Origin of the sequence: Sphingomonas sp. PAMC 26621 (assembly GCF_000251145.1) — a bacterium.
Taxonomy (GTDB): Bacteria; Pseudomonadota; Alphaproteobacteria; order Sphingomonadales; family Sphingomonadaceae; genus Sphingomonas.
This window is the reverse complement of sequence record NZ_AIDW01000031.1, coordinates 12,665-35,972: the sequence shown is the minus strand read 5'-3', so window position 1 is coordinate 35,972 and position 23,308 is coordinate 12,665. Positions and strand designations below refer to the sequence as shown.

Annotated in this window: 22 protein-coding genes; 4 read left to right on the top strand and 18 right to left on the bottom strand. The window is 59.5% G+C overall.

Annotated elements, in window-relative coordinates; translation table 11 throughout:
- Nucleotides 1-19 precede the first annotated feature (19 nt).
- From RI03_RS16300 to RI03_RS22795, 15 genes are all read right to left on the bottom strand, one after another.
- Nucleotides 20-1,996 (bottom strand): type IV secretory system conjugative DNA transfer family protein, encoded by a 1,977-nt coding sequence (locus tag RI03_RS16300; protein WP_238542417.1) that lies wholly within the window; start codon nt 1,994-1,996, stop codon nt 20-22.
- A complete protein-coding gene (gene virB11 / locus RI03_RS16295; protein ID WP_010218645.1) occupies nt 1,962-2,936 on the bottom strand; it encodes a P-type DNA transfer ATPase VirB11 in 975 nt (324 codons plus the stop codon). The genes RI03_RS16300 and virB11 overlap by 35 nt, the downstream gene beginning before the upstream one ends.
- Before the next feature lie 29 nt (nt 2,937-2,965).
- Entirely contained in the window at nt 2,966-4,213 is a 1,248-nt protein-coding gene (virB10, locus tag RI03_RS16290) for a type IV secretion system protein VirB10 (protein ID WP_010218644.1), read from the bottom strand.
- Nucleotides 4,210-5,067, bottom strand: a complete 858-nt coding sequence (virB9, locus tag RI03_RS16285) for a P-type conjugative transfer protein VirB9 (protein WP_010218643.1) — start codon at nt 5,065-5,067, stop codon at nt 4,210-4,212. The genes virB10 and virB9 overlap by 4 nt, the downstream gene beginning before the upstream one ends.
- Nucleotides 5,064-5,753 carry a virB8 family protein gene (locus tag RI03_RS16280; protein ID WP_010218642.1) on the bottom strand — a complete coding sequence of 230 codons (690 nt, stop codon included), beginning with the start codon at nt 5,751-5,753 and terminating at the stop codon, nt 5,064-5,066. Before RI03_RS16280 ends, virB9 begins: the two co-directional genes overlap by 4 nt.
- Before the next feature lie 361 nt (nt 5,754-6,114).
- Nucleotides 6,115-7,077 carry a type IV secretion system protein gene (locus tag RI03_RS16275; RefSeq protein ID WP_010218641.1) on the bottom strand — a complete coding sequence of 321 codons (963 nt, stop codon included), beginning with the start codon at nt 7,075-7,077 and terminating at the stop codon, nt 6,115-6,117.
- 2 nt (nt 7,078-7,079) lie between these two features.
- Complete coding sequence (locus RI03_RS24125; RefSeq protein WP_037515466.1) at nt 7,080-7,337, bottom strand: EexN family lipoprotein; 258 nt, start codon at nt 7,335-7,337, stop codon at nt 7,080-7,082.
- Complete coding sequence (locus RI03_RS16265; protein WP_026046797.1) at nt 7,334-8,053, bottom strand: type IV secretion system protein; 720 nt, start codon at nt 8,051-8,053, stop codon at nt 7,334-7,336. Before RI03_RS16265 ends, RI03_RS24125 begins: the two co-directional genes overlap by 4 nt.
- A gap of 12 nt (nt 8,054-8,065) precedes the next feature.
- Complete coding sequence (locus RI03_RS16260) at nt 8,066-10,474, bottom strand: VirB4 family type IV secretion/conjugal transfer ATPase (protein ID WP_010218639.1); 2,409 nt, start codon at nt 10,472-10,474, stop codon at nt 8,066-8,068.
- A complete protein-coding gene (locus tag RI03_RS16255) occupies nt 10,467-10,805 on the bottom strand; it encodes a type IV secretion system protein VirB3 (protein WP_026046796.1) in 339 nt (112 codons plus the stop codon). The genes RI03_RS16260 and RI03_RS16255 overlap by 8 nt, the downstream gene beginning before the upstream one ends.
- A gap of 42 nt (nt 10,806-10,847) precedes the next feature.
- Complete coding sequence (locus tag RI03_RS16250) at nt 10,848-11,216, bottom strand: TrbC/VirB2 family protein (protein ID WP_010218637.1); 369 nt, start codon at nt 11,214-11,216, stop codon at nt 10,848-10,850.
- Entirely contained in the window at nt 11,213-11,875 is a 663-nt protein-coding gene (locus RI03_RS16245; RefSeq protein WP_010218635.1) for a lytic transglycosylase domain-containing protein, read from the bottom strand. The genes RI03_RS16250 and RI03_RS16245 overlap by 4 nt, the downstream gene beginning before the upstream one ends.
- Nucleotides 11,876-12,202: 327 nt before the next feature.
- Nucleotides 12,203-12,493 (bottom strand): helix-turn-helix domain-containing protein, encoded by a 291-nt coding sequence (locus RI03_RS25395; protein WP_443208564.1) that lies wholly within the window; start codon nt 12,491-12,493, stop codon nt 12,203-12,205.
- 646 nt (nt 12,494-13,139) lie between these two features.
- Nucleotides 13,140-13,274 (bottom strand): hypothetical protein, encoded by a 135-nt coding sequence (locus tag RI03_RS25130; protein WP_274517566.1) that lies wholly within the window; start codon nt 13,272-13,274, stop codon nt 13,140-13,142.
- Complete coding sequence (locus tag RI03_RS22795) at nt 13,275-13,640, bottom strand: hypothetical protein (protein ID WP_081504237.1); 366 nt, start codon at nt 13,638-13,640, stop codon at nt 13,275-13,277.
- Nucleotides 13,641-13,771: 131 nt separating this feature from the next.
- Between RI03_RS22795 and RI03_RS16235 the strand changes: the two genes are divergently transcribed.
- From RI03_RS16235 to RI03_RS16225, 4 genes are all read left to right on the top strand, one after another.
- Nucleotides 13,772-14,557, top strand: coding sequence for a hypothetical protein (locus RI03_RS16235; protein WP_010218633.1), 786 nt, complete (start codon nt 13,772-13,774; stop codon nt 14,555-14,557).
- Between the two features lie 65 nt (nt 14,558-14,622).
- On the top strand, nt 14,623-15,468 hold the full coding sequence (locus RI03_RS23640; RefSeq protein ID WP_138995693.1) for a hypothetical protein: 846 nt from the start codon (nt 14,623-14,625) through the stop codon (nt 15,466-15,468).
- Between the two features lie 51 nt (nt 15,469-15,519).
- Nucleotides 15,520-15,660 (top strand): hypothetical protein, encoded by a 141-nt coding sequence (locus tag RI03_RS24120; protein ID WP_170318388.1) that lies wholly within the window; start codon nt 15,520-15,522, stop codon nt 15,658-15,660.
- 246 nt (nt 15,661-15,906) lie between these two features.
- Complete coding sequence (locus tag RI03_RS16225) at nt 15,907-16,320, top strand: type II toxin-antitoxin system death-on-curing family toxin (protein ID WP_010218632.1); 414 nt, start codon at nt 15,907-15,909, stop codon at nt 16,318-16,320.
- A gap of 423 nt (nt 16,321-16,743) precedes the next feature.
- Here the strand turns inward: RI03_RS16225 and RI03_RS16220 are convergent, their stop codons facing one another.
- The 3 genes from RI03_RS16220 to RI03_RS16210 all read right to left on the bottom strand — a co-directional run bounded on the left by RI03_RS16220 (nt 16,744) and on the right by RI03_RS16210 (nt 23,302).
- Nucleotides 16,744-20,211 carry an ATP-binding protein gene (locus RI03_RS16220; protein WP_010218631.1) on the bottom strand — a complete coding sequence of 1,156 codons (3,468 nt, stop codon included), beginning with the start codon at nt 20,209-20,211 and terminating at the stop codon, nt 16,744-16,746.
- Entirely contained in the window at nt 20,211-21,464 is a 1,254-nt protein-coding gene (locus tag RI03_RS16215) for a metallophosphoesterase family protein (RefSeq protein ID WP_010218630.1), read from the bottom strand. Before RI03_RS16215 ends, RI03_RS16220 begins: the two co-directional genes overlap by 1 nt.
- A 107-nt stretch (nt 21,465-21,571) precedes the next feature.
- The gene (locus tag RI03_RS16210; protein WP_010218629.1) at nt 21,572-23,302 is read right to left on the bottom strand and encodes an ATP-binding protein; all 1,731 of its coding nucleotides are present in this window, start codon (nt 23,300-23,302) and stop codon (nt 21,572-21,574) included.
- Nucleotides 23,303-23,308: the final 6 nt, after the last annotated feature.

Sequence of the window (23,308 nt, the reverse complement as noted above, 5' to 3'; positions counted from 1 at the left end):
CGGAAATCCTCCTTCGTGGTTATGCGGCGTCCCGCTCGCGGTCTTCGGGGTCCATCACGACAGCCAACCAGTTTTCGACCGCTACAACCTTGTCGGCACCGGCCTTGATTGCCTCGAATGGATTGTGATCGCCCAAGATCAGCGCGTTGGTATCGAGCAGCGCAGGACTATCAATTTCCTCGTCTGTCAGGTCGCGCGGAGCCGGGGGAGCCTGATGCGGGGCGTCGGCTGGTACAGTAGCAGCGGCACCATCTGGAGCGGCGGGAGCCGGTTCCGTTGGCGGCGTTGGCGGTACTGCCCCGGCATCACGGGGAGCCTTATCCACCCAGCTAGGCGGGGGGAGCGCCGAGGCATCGCTAGCTTGTACCTTTGGAGCGGGCAGAAGGCGCGACGTGAACTCTTCCATCTTGTAGTAAATGAGCTTCGCCGCCTTAATCGGCAAAACGCCACGCTTAAAGATTAGAATCTCGTCGAGCGGCATGGATAGAACTTCCTGCGGCAACATGAGTGCGCGGGCATGTTCGCTTTCCGATACGCTGTTGTTCGACTGCCCGAACAGTGAGCCGCCCCGGCTTTTCGACTTAGCGCCAAGCCCATGTGTCCCGAGGCGATCGGATATGTCCTTGGCGTCCTTAAACTCCTTCGGGGTGTAAACCACCGTAACGTCGCTGTTCGCGCTGATTTCGTCGGCACCGTCCTTCAACTGTGCTTTGTTTTGAACCACGATTAAGAGGTTCAAGCCGTAGCTGCGGACGAACGAAATTGCCGAGACGATCACCGGCACCCGCCCGAGCTTCGCAAACTCGTCGAGCAGGATCAAACAGCGGTGTTGTGTTTTCGGATCATACTCACCGATATTTGAATCGGTGTTGAGGTCGACGATTTGCTGAAAGATCAGGTTGTAGAGCGGTGCAAGCCGGTCGATATTGTTGACGGTCGCACCGAGATAGATCGACATTGGCTTTAGGCGCAGCTCGCGCAGATCAAAGTCACTCGTCGCGGTGGCCTTGTCGATATACGGATTGAGCCACAGCCCGAGCTTTGTCGTGACGCTCTGTTTGATACCGGAAAAGGTATTGTCCGACGCCGAGGTAAAATCAGAAAGCGCGGTAATGCACGCGATCGAGAGCGGTTTTCCAGCCGCTTCCCGATCGATGATTTCCTGTGCGAAGCGGGTCTTAGGATCGCCCGTCGTGATGCTGCGATAGATTTCCCCGATCGTGAACGGGAGTGTTGGCGTTGCCGCCAGCCATGCGCCGACACCGACAAAAGCCGTCCGAGCAGCTTCCGCCCAAAAAGGATCTCCCTTTTCCGGCGCGGCGAACAGCATCGCGCCGATCTTCTGCAACTCGTCGACGACCTGAACGGGATCGGCGCGGTCGATATAGCCGATCGGGTTATAGCAGGACGTAAGCCCCTCCCTGTTGACCGGATCGAACAGATGCACCGCCTGGCCGTGCTTGGCGCGGAAGCCAGCAGTCTTGTTGAAGTTCTCTTGCTTCATATCGAGGCAAACAACCGACCCCGCCCAATTCAACAGATTGGGAATGACGATCCCGACGCCCTTACCGGCACCCGTGGGAGCCTCCAGCAGGACATGCGCTTCCGAGTTGGTAGTCAGCCAGCGCCCGGCGAACTTGCCCAACAGGATGCCGTCATTCGATCGAAGCCCAGCGGTTTCGATTTCCTTGGTGTTGGCAAAGCGGGCCTCCCCGTGGAGCGATTTGGTATTTCGGAACAGGAGTAGCGCGCCGATCGCCACCAGCGCCGCGCCGAGGAACGACCCGCGCATGAGCCACGTTTGCAGGATCGGATCATACCGATAGTACCAGACCCACTTAGGGATCGCAGCAAAACTCATATGCGAATTGAGCTGTTTCAGCGCGGCCAGCGCAATGAACACGCCAATGACGAACGATAGAACAGCGAAGACGATCACGGCGCAGACGACAACAGCCGTCTTAGTCGCCGGACTTTTCCCCCATATACGGATCAAAGAATATCTCCTTCACTTTCCAACGGCCTTTGACCTTTTGCGCCTGAATAACCACGTCGATAAGGCTGCGGAGCAGACCCCGGATATCGTCACGAGCAAGATCACGCCCGCCCTCCGATTCCTTTACGAGCAAGGTTAGCTGTTCAAACGCGCCTTCGGCCGAACTGGCGTGGACGGTTGTAATCGAACCGGGATGGCCCGAGTTGACGTTTCGTAAGTAAAAGAACGCGGTCCCGTCGCGCAGCTCTTGGAGCAGGATGCGATCAGGGCGCATTCGCAAAGCGCTTTCGAGCAAGTCTTTCGGCCCGATCTTGGCGAGGCTTTGCCCGTCTTTGGCGTACATCATATGCACGACGTTCTTATGCGGCATCGTCAGCTCGCGGGCGTCCTCGATCGTCAGGAGCCGTTCGTCCTCCGGTATCATCCGGATTAGCGCCTTTGATATCGTGGTTTTACCCGAGGCGGTTGCGCCGCTGATTAGGATGTTTTTCCGGCTGACGACCGCGAGTTGAAGGAAGGCTTGCCAATCCTTCGCAGCCAACAGCCTTTTTAATTCTTGATCGGTCGGGGAAATCGCGCGCGATGCCGCTTCCGTCTCGTCGAACACACCGCCCGCGATTAGCGATTCAACGTCCATTGTGACGGTAGAAGGCTTGCGGAGCGTTGCCGATACGATGCCGTCTAGCGTCGCTGGCGGGATCAGGAATTGGCACCGCTCGCCGCTTGGGAGAACCGTCGAACAGATGGGCGACGTAGCCGATATGTCCTGTTTCGTAACGGCAGCGGCAGCGCGGGCGAGTGTCATAAGCCATGCGAAATCAAGCTCTGGCACGTCATGCCATACCCAACCGCCGCGCCGCTCTATCCCGACTTCCCCCGGCCGATTGATGACAAGTTCGGTCACGTCGTCAGGCGCTAGAAGAGCGCGCAGCGGTTCCATGTAGTGTTCTAGAATACCGCTCGAAGGGGTCACTTGAGAGCGAGTCCGTACACGTCCGCGAAATTGAAATCCTTCGCGACGAAAATGCCGACTTCCTCGCCCTGGTTCTTTTTGAGGACGGGGCGGATATTCTGCGATTGCTGGAGCGATTGCCCGGCAGCGTTGGACGGCTGCGACACGTTATAGCTTCCGCTGCTGGCAACTGCGTTCGACCCCGCCTGTCCGGCCGCATCGATGAGCGACAGCATGACAGCACCGCCGAACCGCGCCCAAAAGAACGTATCGACACCGCCAGCCATGCCAGCCCGGCCGAGAGCGTCAGACGCGGGCGAGCCGAGTTCGATCGCAACGCCGCGAGGCGTCGTGGCGCGAGTCCAGACCACGAAAAGGCGGTTTTGCCCCTGCTGGAGTCCTCCCTGATACTGGCCGAGAACCTTCGTCCCCTTTTCCAGCAAAACGACACGCCCATTCTCGCTGAACACGTCGCGCGGCACGATGCAGGAGGTATAGCCCGGCTGCGTCGAGTTCATCGCGGTTTGCAGAATGCAGGGGATCAGCGTCCCGGCTGTGATGAGGTAATTTCGGTTCGGCATCATCGTCGCGCGAGATTCACCGATCGACGATGCCCGGCGCAGTCGGTCGAGTTCGCCGGGCGCTTCCTGTTCCGCCGAAGCGTTCTGGACGCCCCCGAGCTGACCACCGCCATTGTTACCCGCTGGCGCCCCAGCTTGCCCGCCCGGGCCGCTATCGTCGCCAGCACCGAACACGAGCAGCGGGGATCGGCGGCTTTGTTGTGCGAGAGTTTGCGCGGGCGACATTTGGTTTGCGCCCCCCTGCCCGGTCGCTGGATATGCGCCCGGTTGGATCGCCGGCACGACTTGGCCGTTCGCGAGCGTCGTCGTCCCCGGTGTACCTGGCGCGACGTTCAACGCCCCAAGCGTCGGCGCGTTGGGATCGGTCGCAGCGGTGGCGATCGTCGGCGTACCGTTCTGATATTCGGCAACCTGTCTTGCCGTATCGGTCGGCCGCTCCTTGGCGCTCTTTGCCATCGCCATAGTGTTTGTCGTTGCGGAGTCATCGCGGCCCCCGAGGTTGATCCACAAGAGCGCCGCAACGACAAGAGCGCCGCCCGCGATCGGAGCAATCTTGCCGGTCTGTTTCGCCCGGCTGACTGGCGTAATACCGCGCTGGATATCGGCCTGTTCGGGCGTGCGGTCGCGGATTGGCGGGGTGCGGTCGACAGGCTCGCTATCGGTAATGGGCGGAATCGTGCTCAACGCTCTTCCTCCTTCATAGTCCGCTCCACGAGGGGCGAGGCGGTATCGGTGCCGTGGTCGACGCCGTAGGTTTTGGGGTTTTCGTTGTAGATGCAGACGACTTCCGCACCCCGACGGAGACGGAATTGTTTGGCTACCGTGTGGATCACCATGAAATCGTCGCGCACGTCGAACGGGACTAGGGTTTCCTCACCCGTAGGCCGCACGAGGTAGACCGCTGGCATTTCGCGGTTTGCAGGAAAGCGCAGCACCGTAAATTGCCCGTTGTCGGAGACTTCCGAGGGAGCGAGATCCGATGAGCCTTGGAGCGAATAGGCGAGGTTGCGCGGCCCTTCCAAAACGCCATGATCGAGCGCGCTTTTCATCGCGGTTTCCTGTACCTTGGCGAGCTGGAGCGCCGCTTGCAGGGTCCGCATCCGCTCTTCCTTCAATCGTTCGTCTTCCGGATACCGAAAGCGAACCTGAAAGAATGTGTCGCGGGCATTGGCTTTGATCGAGCCTGTCCGTGCGGTCAGCTCGAATGTGTAGTTTCGCAACTGCCCGGCGTGCATCGTCGAGACGATCAGGTTCGTCGGACCAGCGCGTTCGCGGGGCTTGATAAATACTAGGTTGCCGCGAGGAACGACCTCCCAAGCGATGCTATCGCCAACAGCGACGTTGACGATTTCCTCGTCACTACCGAACAGCACCTGTGTTGCCGTGCGGAAGACGCCGACGATCCGGTAAACCTGTTCCGGATCATAATTGACGGTGCGAACGCGCGGATCGGCAAAGCCAGCGCGAGGCGTTTCGGATGCCAGTGCGGGAACCGAGATTAGGCCCAGCGCCAAGGCTGCGAGTGCAACCCGCGTCATCGTCCGACCACCACTGGATCAGCGCGGTAATTCTCGACTTGGAACCCAAGAGGATTCCGAAAGCGGTCGCCTTCCGCCATTGGCGCATTGGTGTAACCGAACGTCACAGTCGCAATCCAATCCGTTGATGTGGGTTCCGTGGTCGCTGTCTGAACAGTGCGCGTGAAGCGCACGTTAGCAACGCGGTTGTTGATGAAGGTGATGTTTGTCACCCGAGCATTTGCAAACCCGTTTTCACCAAGCACGGCCCGAGGGCTTTTAGGGTTTGTCACGTTCATAAGATCGGACAAGCGCTGTTGCTCTGGCGTAGTCGATAGGATTGCTACAGCGTTGAAGTCTTCCTTGCCGGAAGCCGAGTTCCAGCTTTCCCGCAGACGAACGTAATTCGCGAGGAAATACTTAGAAACGGCTTCATCGTAAGCAATCTGTTTTTTGCCACTAAGCTCCGTTTGAACGTCGACAGCGCCCGTCGTCTGATTAACGCGGACGGTGACGAGTTCGATACGCTTCAAAGGGACAAGCATTGCCACAGCCGCAAGGCCAGCAATGCCGGTTGCAGCACCAACACCCGCGATGATGTAGGCAAACCGCTTCGATTTAATTGCAGCGCGTGCGCGATCCTCGTCCCAGCTTCGCGCATCGGCGAAATACTTTTGGAGGTCGGATTTTGAGACACCTTCGGCCAATTTCCGGCTCCTATCAGCAGCTAGCGAAGACCCGACGCGCGGCGTCGGGCGTGAGGGCGGACGTTGCCGCAGGATCGGGCGAAAAGACCTGTGCAGGCGCACCTGGCGCTGATGGCGCTGGTACGGGGACCGGCACGCCCTTTTTACCGGGAACGTACACAACAGGCGGCGCACCCGGCAGGATGCTTCCGTAGGGATTGGCTGGCCGCTTGTGCCGACCATCACAGACAGCGAGCTTTGGCGTTTTGGACGTGGCGCACCCGGCGAGCGGACCCGCGACAGCGACGACGATTGCCGCGAGTCTAAACCCGCGCGAGCGTCGGTTATTCAAATTGCAGTTCATGACGTTCCCCGAGCTAGATTATCGTTTTGAGATTGAGCCGCCCGAGGCACCACGGCCCCCGGCACCACGGCCACCGCCGCCACCCCCGCCGCCCCGCGACGGCAACCACGGCTTAGAGGCAGCGCGGGCGACGTTTCCGACCAGATCGCTAGCGCCAGCGGCAGCGCCGCCAGTGATGCCCGATGCAATGGAGGGAGCTTGGAAAAAGAAGAAAGTACCGAGAGCGTAGAAGCCGATATAAAGGACGGCAGCAGATACATCGTCTTCGACGTTCATTTGACCTAAGACCTTATCTCCAAGATCGGTAATAAGGCTTGCCATTGTCGTTATGATCGCAAGTAGGACGATGTAGTTAAACGCCTGATTTAACCAGCCGTTGAAATACCGCTTTCCCCAATCGAATAGCGACAACGCAATAAATATCGGCCCCATTGCGATAATGATCGCAAGCGATATCAGCGCCAGCATACTGACGCCGAAACCAACGCACGATGCAATTTCAGCGAACAGGCGAACAATGAATGAAAGAATGTAATACAGGATCGCGCGTGGTGCCATGAGAAGTGGCATTGCGTCAGCGGCGGTTTGAAGTCTGTTTGAAACCGCTATCGATTGAGATTCCAGCGCATCAAACACCATGCCCATCGAGCCGTATTGCTTGCCGGAAATAGCCTCCGTGACGGCGCTAGGCGCGTCGTTGAATAGCGGTCCCGTGATCCAATCCTGATAGGCAACGGTGGTCGCAGCCGTGAAGATGATTGCCAACTTGACGCCGCGATAGACGAAATCGGTAAGAGGTTCCTGCACCACGCCGCGCATGATCGCGAAGGCGTAGATCGCAATATAAATGACAAGCCCTGCCAAAAGAGGCCCGCGAACGGCGTCAACTACATCGCCGTACCGCTGGGTTAGAAACATGTTCAACTGACTGTTGAAGTAAGTATATGCCTCAGTGAAAAGCGTAGGGCTTGCCGGATTCATTGCTATTTCCCTCCGGTGCGCTCGCGAGCGTAATTCTCGCGAGCTACTTGCTGATCGGCAATTTGTGCCGTTCCGCATTCTTCTTCCGGCTGATAAGCGTGCGTGCCTTGCGCCGCCTTACATGCCGCCATGACCTTTTTGCGGACGGCGGTATTCGCCTTGAAGAAGTCCAACGATCGCGGTTGCGCCGCGATCGGGGAGTTTTCCGAACAACCGGCTAGCGCCATCGCGCCAACAATGACGGTCAGAACGACCCTCACTTTTGGCGGCTCTTAGCATAGGCGGCGCGGGCGGCGGCTTGCGTTTCTAGCATCTGTTGGCCGCGCAATTCGCCTTCGGCCGTTCGACGCGCTTGCACCGCCTGGAACTGCATTAGATCGTTTTGGATATGCGCCTGTTCGACGGCGATCCGGGCTTGGATATCCTGCACCTGTTTTTGCGTCGTCGCAGTATCGAGCGAGCGCCGCAGCTCTTCTAGGCCCTTCGTGCGGGTGCCGGTTGCGCTATAGGCAGCTTCTGCAACCGCAGCGTCAGTCGCATAGCTGTTGCCGTTCGTATCGAGAGCCTTGCGCGCCGCCTTTTCGCTTTCCGTCGCATTCGCGCCCAACGCCGGGATATCGACACGCCTTCCGTTGCGAATGTTATTGGCGGCGGTGCCGAGCGATCCGAGCTGATCGTTCGCGCCACTCATCAGCTTTTGGATATCCTTCGCTTCGGAAGGGATCCAATTTCGCGATTGCGAGCTGTTCAGGATCGAGCCGATATCATTGACGTTCGTGATACCGTTCGCGGCATCATACGCCTTCACCGCCTGATTATACGTCTCTTGCAGCGTGTTGAGCTGTGACGCGGCGGTCTTCGCCTGTTCCAGCAGTTTGAGGTATGAAGTCCCATCATAGACGGGGATGCCCTGCGCTGCCGCTGGTGCGGTTGTGCAGAGCATGAGTGCGGCGAGTCCGATTACATATCGTTTCATCGTCTTCTCTCCTTACTTGAGCCACTTGCGGCGGCGGTGGAACTCGGGAAGCCAAACCTTAGGATCGTCGCCCAACTCGGCGCGCAATTCGTCGAGAAGCCCGACAGTCGACGACCGGCCCGACAGGATCGCCAGCGCGTCGTCGAGGCCGTCGAGGTCGAGTTTCACCACGATTGAATCGTGACCCTGCTTGATGAGGAATTGCCGGGATTCCGGAACCAGCTCGCGACGGATCAGATTGAACTCTTTCGCGGTCAGACCGAGCCCGACGCGATAGCTTTCCTCGCTCGCCTTCGGGTTCGGCATGATGATGAGCGTTGCGACCTGGCCGACGATGCTACTCGCGATCGGAGAGCGCAGCGCATGATCCGGGTTCTGTGTGCCGAAGATCAAGAAGGCGTTGCGCTTACGGTAGGTAAGCAATGCGTCTTCGATGTACCGGGTGAATTGCGAGTCACCCAGCGCCTTCCAGAACTCGTCGATATCGATGACGAGACGCTCTTTGCGGTCCAACAGCTCTTCAAACCGCTGGAACATATACATCATAACAGGGGTGCGAACTTCCTCGTTATCGAGGAAATCCGTCATATCGAACCCGAGGAAACGCGCCTCCAGCGAGAGCGCATCGGCCTCGTTATCAAATACCCAGCCGAGCGGCCCGCCTTCCGCCCAACGCTCCAGACGCGCGCCGATGCCTTCTGCATCCTTGAACCCCAGCACTTCGCGAAGGGCGCGGATCGAGCGTTGGTGAGCAGGGAGACGGCCGAGAGCAACCAAGCCCTCGTGAATTAGCCGCTCTTCCGCGACAGTCAGATGCGTGTCCTCGCGGCGCACCAGTTGGCGGATGAAACCGCTAAGGAACGACACATTTTCCGGGGTATAATCAAACGCCTTGAGCGGCGCGAAGCCGGTCGGAAGGCCGTTTTGCAGGGACAGATATGTACCGCCAGATGCGCGGACATAGATTTCCGCGCCGCGATCCTTGTCGATGAAGATTTGCCGCGCGCCGCTCTTTTCGAGCATTGCCATGAAGAAGTTTTGGACGACGGTTTTACCGCTGCCCGTAGGTCCGAAAATGGCCGTGTGACCAATATCGGCAACGTGGAAATTGAAATAATACGGGGACAGCGCGGTTGTCTGGAGCAGCGCAACGGCCGATCCCCAATGGTTGCTATCGGGCCTTCCAGCCGGGAAGGTATGGAAAGGCGACATTGCCGCGAAATTGCGTGACGTGATGACCGAGGGACGCGCGCGCCAAGTAAAATTGCCGGGGAGCTGGCTCCAGAATGCGGCTTCGTTGGCGCTTGTCTCGCGAGCCGACACCATCGCAGCGTCCGACAGAGCGGCACGCGCCGACGATAGGTTATCGTTGAGCTGGCGAACGGTATCGCCAAACACAGCGATCGAAAAATGATGCTCGCCCATCACGAAATGGTTGTCCGCCAGATCGTTCGCCGCGTCGTAAAGGGCTTCCGCCTGTGACACGGCTTCGTCGTCCGTGCTGCCAAGCTGGCGACGCTTACGGATCAGGCGCGTCATCCCGTCATTCTTGCCGAGGAACGCAAACGAGTGCGTCATCACGAACTCAAAATCCGCATTAAGCAGGGAGTCGAGCATCCCCGGCCGCGTGCGTGACGGATATTCGCGGATGCCGAAAAGGCCGAGGAAACGGCTACGATCATGCGCGCGGATTTCGACGGCTTCGCGCCCGAAGATCAGGCGTTCGCCATAGAGCGCCGATCCTAGATGACCACGCACCAGCGGAATCCGCCGATATGCGCCCATCATAATCAGCTCCAAAACCTCCAGCGGTTCGGAGAACAGCAGATCGTCAAACTCATACAGGCCGAGCCGTTTCGGGGAGAGCCGCCCGAGCAGCTTTGCCGTCTCGCTGGCGCGTTCGTTGAACCGCTGTAGGTCTTCCTCGTCGACCTTTGCCAGCGCATCGACGCGCGCCTGTTTCGACACCAGATTTTTGAACGCTACCGCGAGCTTGTCAGCAGCGCCGACAGCCGGGCGCATGACGATCGACAGGTAAAGTTCGTTGACGAACATGCGTTCCGACGTGACCCGGCCGCGATACGTCTCGTTGAGGTCGCGGGCGAACTCCGATCGGAATGCGCCATCCGGATAAGTGTCGGTGCGACGGCGAACGGTATGCGTCCACCATGCAACGCGTTCGTCCGCGCTATTGCGGAGAATGCTGTTTAGATTTTCGTGCCACGAATTGAGGTCCGAGCGATCGGCCGTCTCAAATGCCATGCCGTCGAGACGAAACATCGTCAGGAGCGAGCCGTCATCGAGCGCAATTACATGATCGTCGATATGGCGTGAGTATGGGAGGAAGCGCTTAGGTTCCTGTTCGCGCTTGGCGATGTTCCAAGGCGTCTGGAGCTTTTCGGCGACGGTCGGTTTATTCACCTGCAAAACCCTTGCGCTTGAGAGCCTTCACAGGGAGCGGCGAGTAAGAGCTACCGCCCCACCACGCGCGGTCCCGGTTTTTCCATTTCGTTTGAACGCCGAGGTTCAAAAGCCGGAAGGCGTTGGGATCGTGGCGCACAACAAGCCGGGCGATCCCGAATCCGACGACTGCGACAATCACGCCGTAAATCGGATTGTCCGAGACGATCAGGACGAGGACGCCCGCGATCGCCATCGGAATACCGGCCTCGATGGGGACGCCGAACCACATAGCCGGGCGCGTGACCGCCAAGAAAAGCGGCTCGCTGATTAGTGGTTCGTCGTCACCCAAGATCGTTCTCCAGTTGGTTTAGGCGTCGTCAGCAGCGACCGATTAGCCGCCCACGATTTGATCGAGGAACCACGACGCGCCGAAGATCAGGAAGCAGCCGCCAACGACGGCGATCAGCGGCCCAGCGCTCGCGCGGCCGGTGAAGAAGCGATAGCCGGTGACAGCAATCGCGATGACCGCGACGCTCTTTGCGAACGTCCCGGTTACGAACTCTTTGATCGAGTCCGCAAAGCTCTGAATGTTGCCCGTGCCTTGAGCGTAGGCAGGATGAGCGATCAGGCAGCACGCGACCGCCGCAATGGCGAACCGCGTCAGATCCTTTGTACGACGGGCGGAATTATGATGCCCGTTGAGGTGTTCGTGGTGTCGTTTCAGCACTTGTCCGTCCTTTCGGTAGGTGTTGCCCGTCATTGAAACACCATCACGCCTTGCACGCTCGCAGCAGGAGCCTCCCGAGCGGGAGGGCCTTCCTCTGGTAGGCGTACAGGCGGAGCGGGTTGGGGATCGGCACGGCGGGCGACCGCGCCGAAATCTGATGGCCGGTTCATGGCTAGAACCGTGGAAGGGGGAGCGAGCTTGGGAAGCCCGGCAATGCTTGGAACGACCGTCCCGGCCGAGCCGTACACGCGACCGACATAGCCGTTCGTGAAGCCACGCCATTCCCTGCCCGTGTTATACATCGACAGCGCAGTAGCGAGCGCGTGCTGCGTCGATTGCGAACGTGGCAGGACGCGGAGATAATTCGCGGTCAGCACTGTAGCGGCTGCGGTCAGGCTACGGCATGGATCAAAGGCGTCTTCAATCGACAGGTTCAACCGGCGAAGGTTCGCGCTGTTAATCTGACCCAGCCCGAGATCGATATTATACCCGGCGCGGATAAGGGCATACGCCGTATTCACGGCTTCGGCGTAGCTGCGTGGTTTCGGCTTGGACCGACCACCGCGATTGACGCCGATCGCCAGCGAATTGAACCGGCTTTCCGTGTGGATCACCGATAGCATCGTTTCGACGGCCACACCTGGCGCGCATTGACGCGCCAGGTCAGCAGCAGCGGCGACCGAGAAAATCATCAAACGCGGCTCCCGTTTGTGGAACCAGCGGGGCCACCACTCGGCAACCACCGAAGGTCGGCGCTACCGAACGGTCTTTCGGTCCACGTAACAGGATTATGAGCGGTTGATTACGTAACTATGTCAGTTGTGCTGCCATTATGTTGCGTGGGCTGATTTTGCCATGAACTGCAAAACTTCGTGCTGAATGAACGCAAGCTAGGTTCCGGTAGGGGCGAGGGGGCAGGGGCATTGGGCAAGGGGCAAGCGGCAGGGGGCAGGGGGCAGGGCCTTTGATATCGCGCAGCGACACGGCGTGAAACGGCCGATACGGGCCAGCCGCGTCCCTCATGGTCCTACCACAACTCGGCAGCCACCAAGATGTGTTAGCATGTGCCAATGACTGTCTAATGCTAGCCGGATACCATTCCGTCGTCCAGATACGTGCGCCCCCAACCGTCGGCCCGAAAGCCAGCAAAAAGACCCGCGCAGCAGCACGATAACCTGGTCTTGTAAGGCGTCGCGATAGCGAAAATCACTTGGCCGTCCGCGCTTTCGCGATACCAGGCCCTCGGCACCAACGGCACGCATGCGGTCAAGCAGCCTGAATACCTGGCGTCGGCCCAGTCCGAGAACCATAGCAGCATCATCAATCCGCAAGTCGCCGCGCTCGACCCTTTGCAACGTGTCGTACCGCGAGAGTTCGCCTTGGCTCATCGAAACCACCATCATCTGCGCACACCCTCGTGAACGTGGGCGGCATGACACCGAAGATCCGCCCGGTATGGAACCGTGACATTTCTATCTAGCGGACGGGTGACATTTCTATCTGGCGCTTACAAACACTGAGATCGATAATAATCGTTATGTTAAATCATGTCATATCCGACTTACCTATCATATTAGAATATCCGAGCGTGGGCACTCGGTAATGATATGGGCCGAATAGTCTCGCGACGATGTGGAAACGCGCGCGGGCAAGCTAGCCGAACGATTGCCGTCAGGCATGCGATCAATGTGCGGGATCCAGACCGTTTCCTCGCAGTGTCGAGCCTCGTAGATACCGCCCCTGTCTCGAGCTAGCCAGGGAACGAGTTTGGCTCCAACCTTCCTCCAAGTGCATGAAATGCAATCCAGATTAGACAGATTTGCATTCGCCACCGCCCGACCTGCGGGATACCAAGATGACGCCTTTCAGGCATCCTCTCCTAAAACTTCAGGGTCGCTTTTGGCGGCCCCTTTTTTTGTCTGCATGCGGCCGGCACAGCGTATGTGGTGCTCCGAGTTATCGGACGTTTGCGTATAGCGATCGGCTGTCGTTGAGCATGCTGATGGGCGTCGGGGTGATCCAGTCCGCCCCCCGCATCGGATATGGGCCGTAGAACAGATTGTCGAGCGCACGACGGTAATGCGCGTTCATTCAACGTCGACGGCGATGCTCAGGACCATCGTACATCATGTGGCAGCGCGGGCAGAGCGCTGCCAGCTGGTTAAGCGCGCTATCACTGGGGTCATGATTGAGATGCGCGCAGGCCAGCACCGCCGGTGTCCATTTGCCTGAATCGAGGATGTTCTCGGTCGGTCGGCGATCACGTCTGCCATCGCCAATACGCCAATACGACCGGCTTTTGTTCCACCAGCGTCCGTCGCCCATGTGGAAGACCCGTTGCCCGTATGGGCGCGCGCAATGTTCGCAGCGTCCGCCTGCGCGCACGAAGCGGACCAGATGCGATAGTTGGGGCCAATCGATCGGGTACAGGAAGACATGTTCGGGGCGGATCGGCATCGGTGCCTTCCACCAACATCATCGCTACCCGTATGTCTAGCGACGTTCTGGTCCTTTGATGTTCTTGCTATGTCCTACAGGCAAACATTCGTGCATCCGACCGTCAGCTGAGTCGAAACGGATCGAATGCGATGGGCTATTCAGGAACACACTGGCCGGAAGGGTTGAACGACGAGGAAGCGCTGCAGCGTCTGCAAACTCTATGTCTGGGCGCTTGCGATGGCATTCAGGATCTGGCAGACGACACGCGCTATAAGGCGCTGCGCCGGGCGCTGCTTGGCCGGACCGACCTGCGGTCGTTAGCGCCGGCTTTCGTCGCAGCGCAGCCCAGCCTTGAGGCATTCGTACGTCATGCGAGAGAGACCAAGGATCGCACACTGCGGCGTGAAATGGTCCGTGAGCAGTTCAAGGCGCTCTGGGACGAGGTTCGCGGACCGGATGCCGTCAGTTCGGCAACGTGGACCGGGCGCCCTTCCCTACGCGAGCATGCCGCTGTCATTCAGGCACTAGCGCCTGTTGCCCTGGAAGCCGTGCAACGGCTGATCGACGATGAGGAACTCGCTCGCGACAATGGTGGGCCGGTCGATGCCGATCGCGCGGTAGCGCTGCAGCAGCTGAAGGCGCTGCATCATGCGCTGGGCGATCTCATTGCGGCTGTCGACCACGGTAGACCGCTCGAGCCTGTGTTCGAGCGGCTACGGCTTGTCCGGCAGGAGGCCAAGATAGCGATCGGTAAGGCGACGGCTGCGCTCCCGGTTACGACGTCAGCCTTGATCGCGTTTGGCAGCGTTGTTGGTATCGTCGAGTTCTTCGTGGGTAATGTTGTGGTGGCGGTTGCGGCCGGTGGGATCGCCGGCAATACGCTTAAAGACGCTATGCTGAAGAAAGATGCTGTCGCTGACGCAACGCACCGGTGATGAGGGGGTGTTCACTCTTTGAGCTCATTGGCGCATAGTGCCGTATCGTGATTCCGGGAGAATCTATGACTGATGTCCGATCCGCGTTCGCAGCCAAGTTACCTACCCCTCCCGATAGGGACGACGAAGCCATCACCCGCCAAGCGATCATTCGCGAGGCAGGTCTTTCCGTCGATGATCCAGAAACGATAGCCAACCGACATCACCCGATTCCTGCAGGGATGGACCCAGTTCGCCTGCTGAAGGACTATGACACCTCCCGCACCACCGGGCGTAAAGTTCGCTGTTCAGCGTGTGCCCACCAGCAACAGCACAATCGCGGTTTCGTCGCCGAGATGCCCGATGGTCGGCCGGCGCTGATCGGTATCAACTGCGGGGAAAGACATTTTGGCGACGGCGAGTGGGCCCGCATGCACGTCGATCTGCGACGAGAGCAGGACACGGTGTACTACGAGGCTCGAGTTCTTCCTGCCCTCAACCAGATTACAGCCGCCTACGATCGGGCCGTCGCGCTGAAAGGCGCGATTAAATCCTACGAGGCAGCGTGGCGAGGATTGAAGACAAGCCTGCCAGCGTTGTTCAAGCTGCTTGAAACAGCGTGCAAAAATGACGGGTTCATGGACCGCTACGTCACGCGGCAGATCCCGACGATCGGTGGAGACGGCAAGCCAACCACGAAGGATCAAATTGACACGGTACGGTTCGGCAAGGTGCCTGAACCATGGGCCTTCGGGGCGCGTTCGGTCGTGTTCGACCTCGACAACGCGATAAGCACTTTGAGGACCTCGAAATTGAAGTTCGAGGGGACGGCGGACACTAAGTCGAGGCGGGCGGCGTTCGCCGATTTAGCGCGAGGTAGGCGGATGGTCGAAGACGTTGCCAAGCAAGTCAGAGCATATGCGAGCCACTAGCGGCTTGACTGGTGGTCCCATGCGATCAGATTTTGCCGTGCAGAGGGCGCGATGGATAAGTTGACCCTCCTGCATCGCACATTCCAGTTCTCCAACGGGTGGACCAACCTCCACGCGACGATCCCGGAATGCGGGCTGGCTGACGTGGAACGAGCCGATGAACTGATCCGTAATTGGCCGACTGCCGCGTGAGGTGATCGTGACGTCGATGTGGAACTAGAGGCTGGGCTGGGACCGTAAGGCAGAGTTAATCGTTGACCAGCTATACGGATCGCCTACATCAACGACCTAGGCATCTCAAACGAAGGAGGATTGCAATGCATGCATACGACAAGCCCTCCGCGGGTAAGGAACTTGTTCCCACCCTTCGGGCCGTAGGCGATCGTGCTGCATTGCGCGAGAAGCTGAGCTCTCGTTACGAGCACACCCTACGCCGCCTTGGCAAATAGCGGCTGGGTATGGCTGACCGTCGAAGACGCGATAGCCATCCATAACGATCAAATTCGACGCTTCGGTGGGTTAGCTGGCGTCAAAAGTCTGGAATTGCTTGAGAGCGCGCTAGCCGCGCCGCTTAACCTTTGGACGTACACTGGCGAGAATCGAATTCTTTACCTGGCCGCGCGCTTGGCCGAGGCGATTGCACGCAACCACCCCTTTGTGGACGGTAACAAGCGGACCGCGACTATCGCCTTTCTCGAGTTCCTGTACCTTTATAGCCTCGAAATTGATATTGAGGACTCGGAGAAGCGGCAGCCGCTTGCAAGTCTGATGGAGCGTCTCGCAGCCGGCGAGATTGGACATAGAGAGTTCGCCGTCACGCTACGTCCATTCGTGATCGCCTCACCCGACTAACAGCAACGTGTAACGTAAGCGTAGCCGGCGGACCGTAAGTTATGCGACTTGCACCACTGGGTCTACGGTTGAGCAGCCAGTTTCAAGGCATGAGCTCGTCTCACGAGCCGCACGTGGCGGTCGATTTGGCGCTCCACCGAGCGGGGCAATGCCTATGAATTCCTGCCGACCGAGCCGAACGCGATTTCGCGTCGATCCGCCCAAAAAGCCATGTCCGTCATCCTGCATGACGATAACTACGAACGTTGACCCACCGCATCTTGGGACGAGGTGAAGGAAACGGAGTCCCATGATGCGGGTAGACTCATCCGCGGTGGGCGGAGCGTTAAAGGCATGGCATTCGTGCTTTTGGACAGGAATGCCTCGTAGCGGCGGATGGCCGCGGCTTGCCGTGGCAATCATGCGTCTGTTCGACGGACTCTGCTACGCCGCGATCGAGCCGATCGGTTCGATCGTATGAAGGCGAAAGCCATCCGATCCCACCGCGTTGCGCGCGACGTCGATTAGATGTGCGTGATGGCTGAAGACGATCACCTGGCTATGTGCTGCCGCTGCGGCGAGCACCCGGAGGAGTGCCGCAGCCCGATCATCATCTGCGGTGATCAGCAGATCGTCGCAGACGATCGGCAAGGACCCCGCGCCGGCGCGTCCTTCGATCGAGCCCAGCCGGAGCGCGAGGTATAGCTGATCGCGCGTTCCCTCGCTGAGCGCCTCGACGCGAACTTCACCACCGTCCGAGCGCTGCGCGAGGATGATCGGACTGTCGTTATCACCATAGCCGACGTTCAGGCCCGTAAAGGCACCGCCCGTCACCTCTGCGAACAGCACGCCGGCCCGCGCAATCAGCGGTGCCTGATTGGTTGTACGATGCCGGTCCAGCATCCAACGAAGCAGCGCGGCCGCGCTCGCAGCCTGGATGTGCTCCTCCGCCGCCTGCGCCAGTGCCGCAGTCGTCTCGGAAGCTGTCTGTTGTGCGTCAGCAGCAGCGCTTTCGCTTGCCGCTCGGCCGGCCAATTCGTCCGCCGCGTTCAGCGCTCGTCCGACGATTTCTCGCTCAGCTGCCACTTCGCGCCGGCGGTCGTCGATCCGAGCTCGAGCGCTTGAGGCGTCTTCGACCGACACACCGGCAATTTCATCGGCCAGCGTATCAAGCCCGGCGCCGTTGTCGGCACCTGCAAGTTCGTCGAGCGCTTCGCGTTCCAACGATTGAAGAAAGTCTCGCCGGGCAACGCTTGCGATGATGCCGTCTAGGCTGACTTCATCCGTCGTGCCGGCCGCCTGCATCAGTGTATCGATCGCGACGGCAATGCCGGCAAGCCGACGCTCCGCCTGGTCAAGCTCGCGGGTGATGCGCGCGCGATCCTTTTCAAGGCTCGCTAACGTATCACGCGCGCGTATTGCTGCGCGCAACGAAGTCGCCAGTCGCCGCACGTGCTCGACCGTGTCGGCAGAGCCGGTAACCTGCAGCACAACAAGCACGGCTGCCAGCTCGGCATTGAACGCCGACCGGTCCCGCTCGATGCCTTCGATCTCCCGCGCGATCGAATCCCATACCCCGGTTTCCTCAGTAACGTGGGCGATGGCTACGAGAGCGTCGGCAAGGACAGTCTCGCTGGCATCGGCAGGAAGTGCTGCCTCCCCTGCCAGCACTGCCCGTTCTTGATCGAGCGACACTCGTGCGCGCGCCAGTTCGGCAACCTCGACTGCAAGCTCACCCGACGCACGTTCGATCGTGGCCAGGGCAGCCAGCAGCCGATCGCGATCGGCTGAGGCGGTCGTCAGCGCAGCAGCATGACCGCTAGCCAGCGGCACTAATTTCGGATCGTCGGATGCTGCGACCTGTCCCTTCACTGCCAAAAGAGCGGTTGCGATCGCGGTGCGTGTCTCCCCGAACCGGATAGTCAGCGCTTTAAGTGCCAGTTCCGCGGACGCCGCGTCCCGATCAGCCTCCAGCGCTGCCGAGCGCTTCGTGAGCCACCCGGAGAGGTCTGCAGGTGCGATGACCCGCTCGAAGCCCAGCGTCTGCAATCGTTCGGCCCAGCCTTGTCCAACCAGATCCAACGCTGCTTGATATCGGGCCTCTCGCTGATGCGCCGCGGCCACCAGTGCATTCGCTTCATCGCGGGCGACGGTCGTCAGGACATATTCGGCGACGCGGGCTGCTTCAGCATCGCGTCGGTCAGCCAATCGATCGGCCTCTGTGATCGAGTGGCCAAGTGCGTCGCCAATCCGAACGTGGTCTCCGGTATAGGGCGTCGCCAGCCGCTCGCGGACCTCGGTAACGAGAGCGTCGCGCTGCTGCCGGGCAGTTGCAATCACGTCAGGAGTCGGAAGCGATCCGCCGGCGATCAAACCCTTCAGCCTCGCGTCTGCTCGGATGGCGCTGGTTTGCGCGGTCTCGCCCTCCTTGCGCGCACCAGCTGCGTCATTCTGGGCCGTCTCGACAGCACTTCGGACCACGGCTGCTTCCGCCTCGGTAGGTACGCCAAGCGTGCGTAGACTCGCGATCGATCCCTGCCACGGGGTAAGATCGGATAGCCGTTCCGCTGCGAGCGTCCGCTTCCGCTCAGCCTCCAAGGTAGCGTCCGCCAACCGCGTTTCCGCATCGGCAGGCAAGAGCTGAAGCGTCGCAATCAGGTCGGCCGGGTCGATCGCATCGCTGACCGCCCCGAGGTCATGCTCAACCGCAGCGCGGTCGCCGGCCAGTTTGACCTGCTGTTTCTCAACTACGACCTCACGCGCCTTCAGCTCCCGAACGGCATCGAGATGCGCGGCCGCACGCTTGCGCCACCCGGCAGAGGGGATTGCTTGTCCCGGTGTGATCCGTGCTTCCGCCAGGGCAGCGGCCAGCTTGGTATCGATCCGGTCCAGCTCCGTGCGACGCCGGTCCAAGTCGCCTGCCGCCTTAGCAATGACCGGTCGTTGCTCTTCCAGTGCCTCGATACGATCCTGTTCGGACACGATGATGCCGGGCCGCTCGATACCGGCGATCGCCTCTTCGACGCGCGCCAACTCCCCCTTCGCCTGATCCGCAAGTTCGGTGGCCGTAACGCGATCGGCGCGAAGAGTAGCCAGCTGTGTCGCCGCATCTTGCGCCAGCGTAGGCAGTTCCTCGAGACCAGCTAGTTCGGCTCGCGCGACGCTTAGACGGGCGAAGGGCACCCGCGCCCTCCCCACCCGGTCCAGGCGGGCCTGCTCACGGTCGAGGGCGTCTGCCTCGTCGATCAGCGCAGTGCGGCGCGCCTCGGCGTCGGCACGGCGCTGCCGGGCCTGTGTCCAGTCGGCATCGGTGATCGATGTTTGCCGCACCTGCGCCAGCGCCTCTGATCGCTCCCGCATAAGACGGTTCACCGGAGGGTTCTGTCCGCCGGCCTTGAATAGCGACGAGGCTGCCTCAGTCAGCCTGGCGAGCTCGCTACCGATATGGGAGACGCCGGTGCCCGCCTCGAGTGTGATCCGAGCGGCGTCGTCCCGGCCGCCTATGATACTGGCTCCGCCTTCGCGCAGTTTGGCATGATCGAGCCCGAACATTCGTTCGAACCCTGCACGGTCGATTCCGCCGAGCAACGATGCCAGTGGATCCGATTTGAAGGGTGTGCCGTCAGCGGTAAGCAGGGTGTCCCGGTTGCCCTTGCGCCGGGTGATGTCGAGCAGCTCGCCGTCATGCTCAATTACTGCCCGCAAGCGGAGTTGAGCATATTCATAGCGCCAGTTTTGCCGGCTCTGCGCGGGGATGCCGAACAGGAAGTCGCCGATAGCCTGCAGCGCCGTCGACTTGCCCGCCTCGTTGGGCCCGACGATGAGATGCAGGTCAGGGCCGTCACTTCCAAAATCAAACACGCGATCGGCAAAGCCACCGTATCGTAGGAGTTCCAGCCGGCGAAAGCGCATCAATGCGTGCTCTCGCCGAGCCGTGCTTCGACAAGCGCCCGGGCAGCGCGGACCAGTGCTGCGCCATTCCGTTCGCGTGCAAACGCGAGCAATGGTGCCGTGTCGGGATCCCCGATGTCTGTCGGCAGCTTTGCGGTCAGCGGGGCGATGGCGCTCTCGATTGCACGCGCGCAGTCAGGATCATCAAGCGCCTGCGCTAGTAGGTCCATCAACTCGGGCGGCAGGCCGATAGGCATTGCGGCGTCGTTTGCGATGATCTTCACGCGCTCGATCCACAGGACGTCTGAGACACCGGCTGCATGGCCGCGAACCTCGGCCTCGAACCAAGCCGGATCAGCACGCAAGCGCTGCGCGAGAGTACCATCGACGGTGATCGAGACACGCGCGGCCAGCGGACGACCATCGGCGCCAAGGACGGCGGGACGTAGCTGCGCCTGGATCGCGGCTAGCGCTTCCATCGGGTCTGCGGCGCCGATCGCATCTACCCGAGCATGCGCCCAGCGCACCTCGTCCGTCGCACGGTGCTCGACATGGACGATTGCACCTTCTTCGACCCGGACCACTACAGCGCCCTTGGCGCCAGTTTCTCGAATGTGTCGCCCTTGGGTATTGCCGGCAAAGACGACATGGGGGTGATCGGATCGAATGGCATGATCGTGGACATGGCCTAGCGCCCAGTAGTCGTGCCCTGCCGCCTGCAGCTCCCCGAGACTGCAGGGTGCGTAATTGGCATGTCCCTCGTGCCCGTCCAAAGCCGTATGGAGTAGCGCGACGTTAAACATGCCCGCGACCGGCGGGCAGTAGGTCGACGCAATGTTTTCGGTAGTGGCCGCTTCCTTGTAGCTGCGGCCGTGCACAACGACGCCAAGATCGTCGAACCGCACGCTCTCGCACTTCGCACTCTTGAGCTTGTAGACCCCTTCTGGCGCCGTCAGGTGGCGGGTGACCCGGCTCTCGGCGTCGTGATTGCCGAAGACTATTACCGAGCGGATGCCGGCGCGCGTGAGCCGCGCCAACTGGGCGATGGCGAACTGGCCGGTCGATTGGTCCTTCCACGCGCCGTCGTAGAGATCGCCCGCGATTACGACGAAGGCAGCGCCTTCCTCAATCGCGAGATCCACGACGTTGGAGAACGCCTTGCGGGTCGCGCCGCGCACCAGGCGAGAGAAGGCCTCATCGCTGCGCGACAGGCCATGCAGCGGGCTGTCTAGGTGTATGTCCGCCGCATGGATGAAGGTAAGGTTGCCAGACATGTTTGGCCTCTACCACCTTGCAAGTCAGAGCGAAATGACTGTCGGCCAGACCCAACCCAAAGGACCAAATGTAGCAGCGCCCCATGTTGCGACCCGCGTGCAGCGGGTTACTTCAGCCAGTGATCGAAATCGTCGGAAACGCCGGCCGCGTGCCACGGGTTTTTCCAAATCTCGTAATACCGAATGTCGTTCGAAGACGGCCGCGGCGAACATTCATTGACGTACACGACGCATGGCATCGCGACTGCATCGCCAATGAGTAGCGCCTCGCCTTGCTCAAGTGCTGGCAAACCGGCCGTCAGATTGCCAAGTGTATCCGGCAGCAGACGTTTTACATAGGCTTGGTCATCCGGGTTGGTCAGCCGCATTGCCAAGAAATTGCTGCATTGAGAGAAAATCGTTTCCGAAATTTCCGATGGGCGCTGGCTCGAGATCATCAGGCTTACCCCGTATTTGCGGCCTTCCTTTGCAATCCGTTCGATCGAACTGAGCGATGCCTTGAAGCGTGCGAGATCGCTCCGCGGCGCATATTTATGAGCCTCCTCGTAAACGAGTAGGAAGGGCGTTTCGCATTTACCGGTCTGGCGGCGCGCGTGATAGGAAAAATCAAACAGAAGTCGTGTCACCAAGGATACGGTGATGCTGAGCACCTCGAACGGAATACCGCTTAGATCAATAATTGTAACGTTAGCACTGGAGGTCTTTTCGTAGCCAGTGATCTGACGAATGACGTCTTCCAGGGTCGCCTCAAGCGCTGTTGAACCAAACATGAAACCAAGGCGGGCGTTATTAACTTTTGCGGATATTCTCCTGACAAACTTATCGATCGTGCCATCAGCATAGGGCCCGTTATTGATCTTTCCCTGAGCCTTTATAGCAAAGTCGATTACATTATTAGAATAGGCCGTCAGCCGTGCCCGGTCATCTGCATATGTTACGGAGTTGCCATCTTTGGTTTTGATTGTAAGTGGATCGTTCGCATCCTTTGTCTCACGAGAAAGGTTCATAAAGCATGTCTGTAGATGTGCCATGTCGTACTTTAGAGGGCTGTCAAAATTGACCTTCGCGACCCCGGGGTTCGCCATCTCCTTGCAGTGCGTGATGATCGACCGAAGCAACGCTTCTTGATTATAATTGTTGCTGTCACCAGACTCGAGAAACATGTCGCTCATTTCGCCATCGTTGAGCAACCAATATGGGAGCACGATGTCGTCGGCAGACAGAAGTTTGGCACTTGGAAACGCGGATGCGTATTCGCCGTGGATATCAAAAATCACAATATGCGAATTATTAAGTCCCGTGTATCCGTCAGACTTAGCTGCAGTTGCCTCCTGCAAAATTCGCGCCACGCTTGAAGACTTCCCCGAACCAGACGCGCCAACCACCGCAATATGCTTATTGAAAAAGCGGTCACCGTAAACGGGAACCTTTACGTCGCGTTGTCGCGTGAGCGATGAGAAGCAGAGCCTCTGCCCTTGCTCAAAGGCGTTGGCGTAAATGGCAGCAATTTCAGCGCGCGTAGCTGGCACTACCTTTTTGGGTGGAATAGCAAGTTCATCGCCGCCACGCCGAAAGGTGTTCCCCTTGAGCGTACCAAGTGGATAGGCATCGATCATGTAGACGCGTTGGTGATCGTCACCCTTCGCTCGCATTTCGATTGAGAAACTTTCGATGATGCAAATCAACGAAACATTATCGTTGTCGGAGATTTTCAGGAATGACCCGACGCGTAGAGACTGTCCAGCGATCTCAAACGAAAAGAGATCATTAACAGCAATACGGACTTTGTTGGGAAATACTGAGACAACCTCGGCATTGATATCGTTGTCGTCCGTCACATTTGC

Coding starts and splice junctions, on each gene's coding strand:
- virB11 (WP_010218645.1), bottom strand. CDS start 2,936: ATGGAACCGCTGCGCGCTCTTCTAGCGCCTGACGACGTGACCGAACTT.
- virB9 (WP_010218643.1), bottom strand. CDS start 5,067: ATGACGCGGGTTGCACTCGCAGCCTTGGCGCTGGGCCTAATCTCGGTT.
- RI03_RS16275 (WP_010218641.1), bottom strand. CDS start 7,077: ATGAATCCGGCAAGCCCTACGCTTTTCACTGAGGCATATACTTACTTC.
- RI03_RS16265 (WP_026046797.1), bottom strand. CDS start 8,053: ATGAAACGATATGTAATCGGACTCGCCGCACTCATGCTCTGCACAACC.
- RI03_RS16250 (WP_010218637.1), bottom strand. CDS start 11,216: ATGACGGGCAACACCTACCGAAAGGACGGACAAGTGCTGAAACGACAC.
- RI03_RS16245 (WP_010218635.1), bottom strand. CDS start 11,875: ATGATTTTCTCGGTCGCCGCTGCTGCTGACCTGGCGCGTCAATGCGCG.
- RI03_RS25395 (WP_443208564.1), bottom strand. CDS start 12,493: ATGGTTCTCGGACTGGGCCGACGCCAGGTATTCAGGCTGCTTGACCGC.
- RI03_RS25130 (WP_274517566.1), bottom strand. CDS start 13,274: ATGAACGCGCATTACCGTCGTGCGCTCGACAATCTGTTCTACGGCCCA.
- RI03_RS22795 (WP_081504237.1), bottom strand. CDS start 13,640: ATGCCGATCCGCCCCGAACATGTCTTCCTGTACCCGATCGATTGGCCC.
- RI03_RS16235 (WP_010218633.1), top strand. CDS start 13,772: ATGGGCTATTCAGGAACACACTGGCCGGAAGGGTTGAACGACGAGGAA.
- RI03_RS23640 (WP_138995693.1), top strand. CDS start 14,623: ATGACTGATGTCCGATCCGCGTTCGCAGCCAAGTTACCTACCCCTCCC.
- RI03_RS24120 (WP_170318388.1), top strand. CDS start 15,520: ATGGATAAGTTGACCCTCCTGCATCGCACATTCCAGTTCTCCAACGGG.
- RI03_RS16220 (WP_010218631.1), bottom strand. CDS start 20,211: ATGCGCTTTCGCCGGCTGGAACTCCTACGATACGGTGGCTTTGCCGAT.
- RI03_RS16215 (WP_010218630.1), bottom strand. CDS start 21,464: ATGTCTGGCAACCTTACCTTCATCCATGCGGCGGACATACACCTAGAC.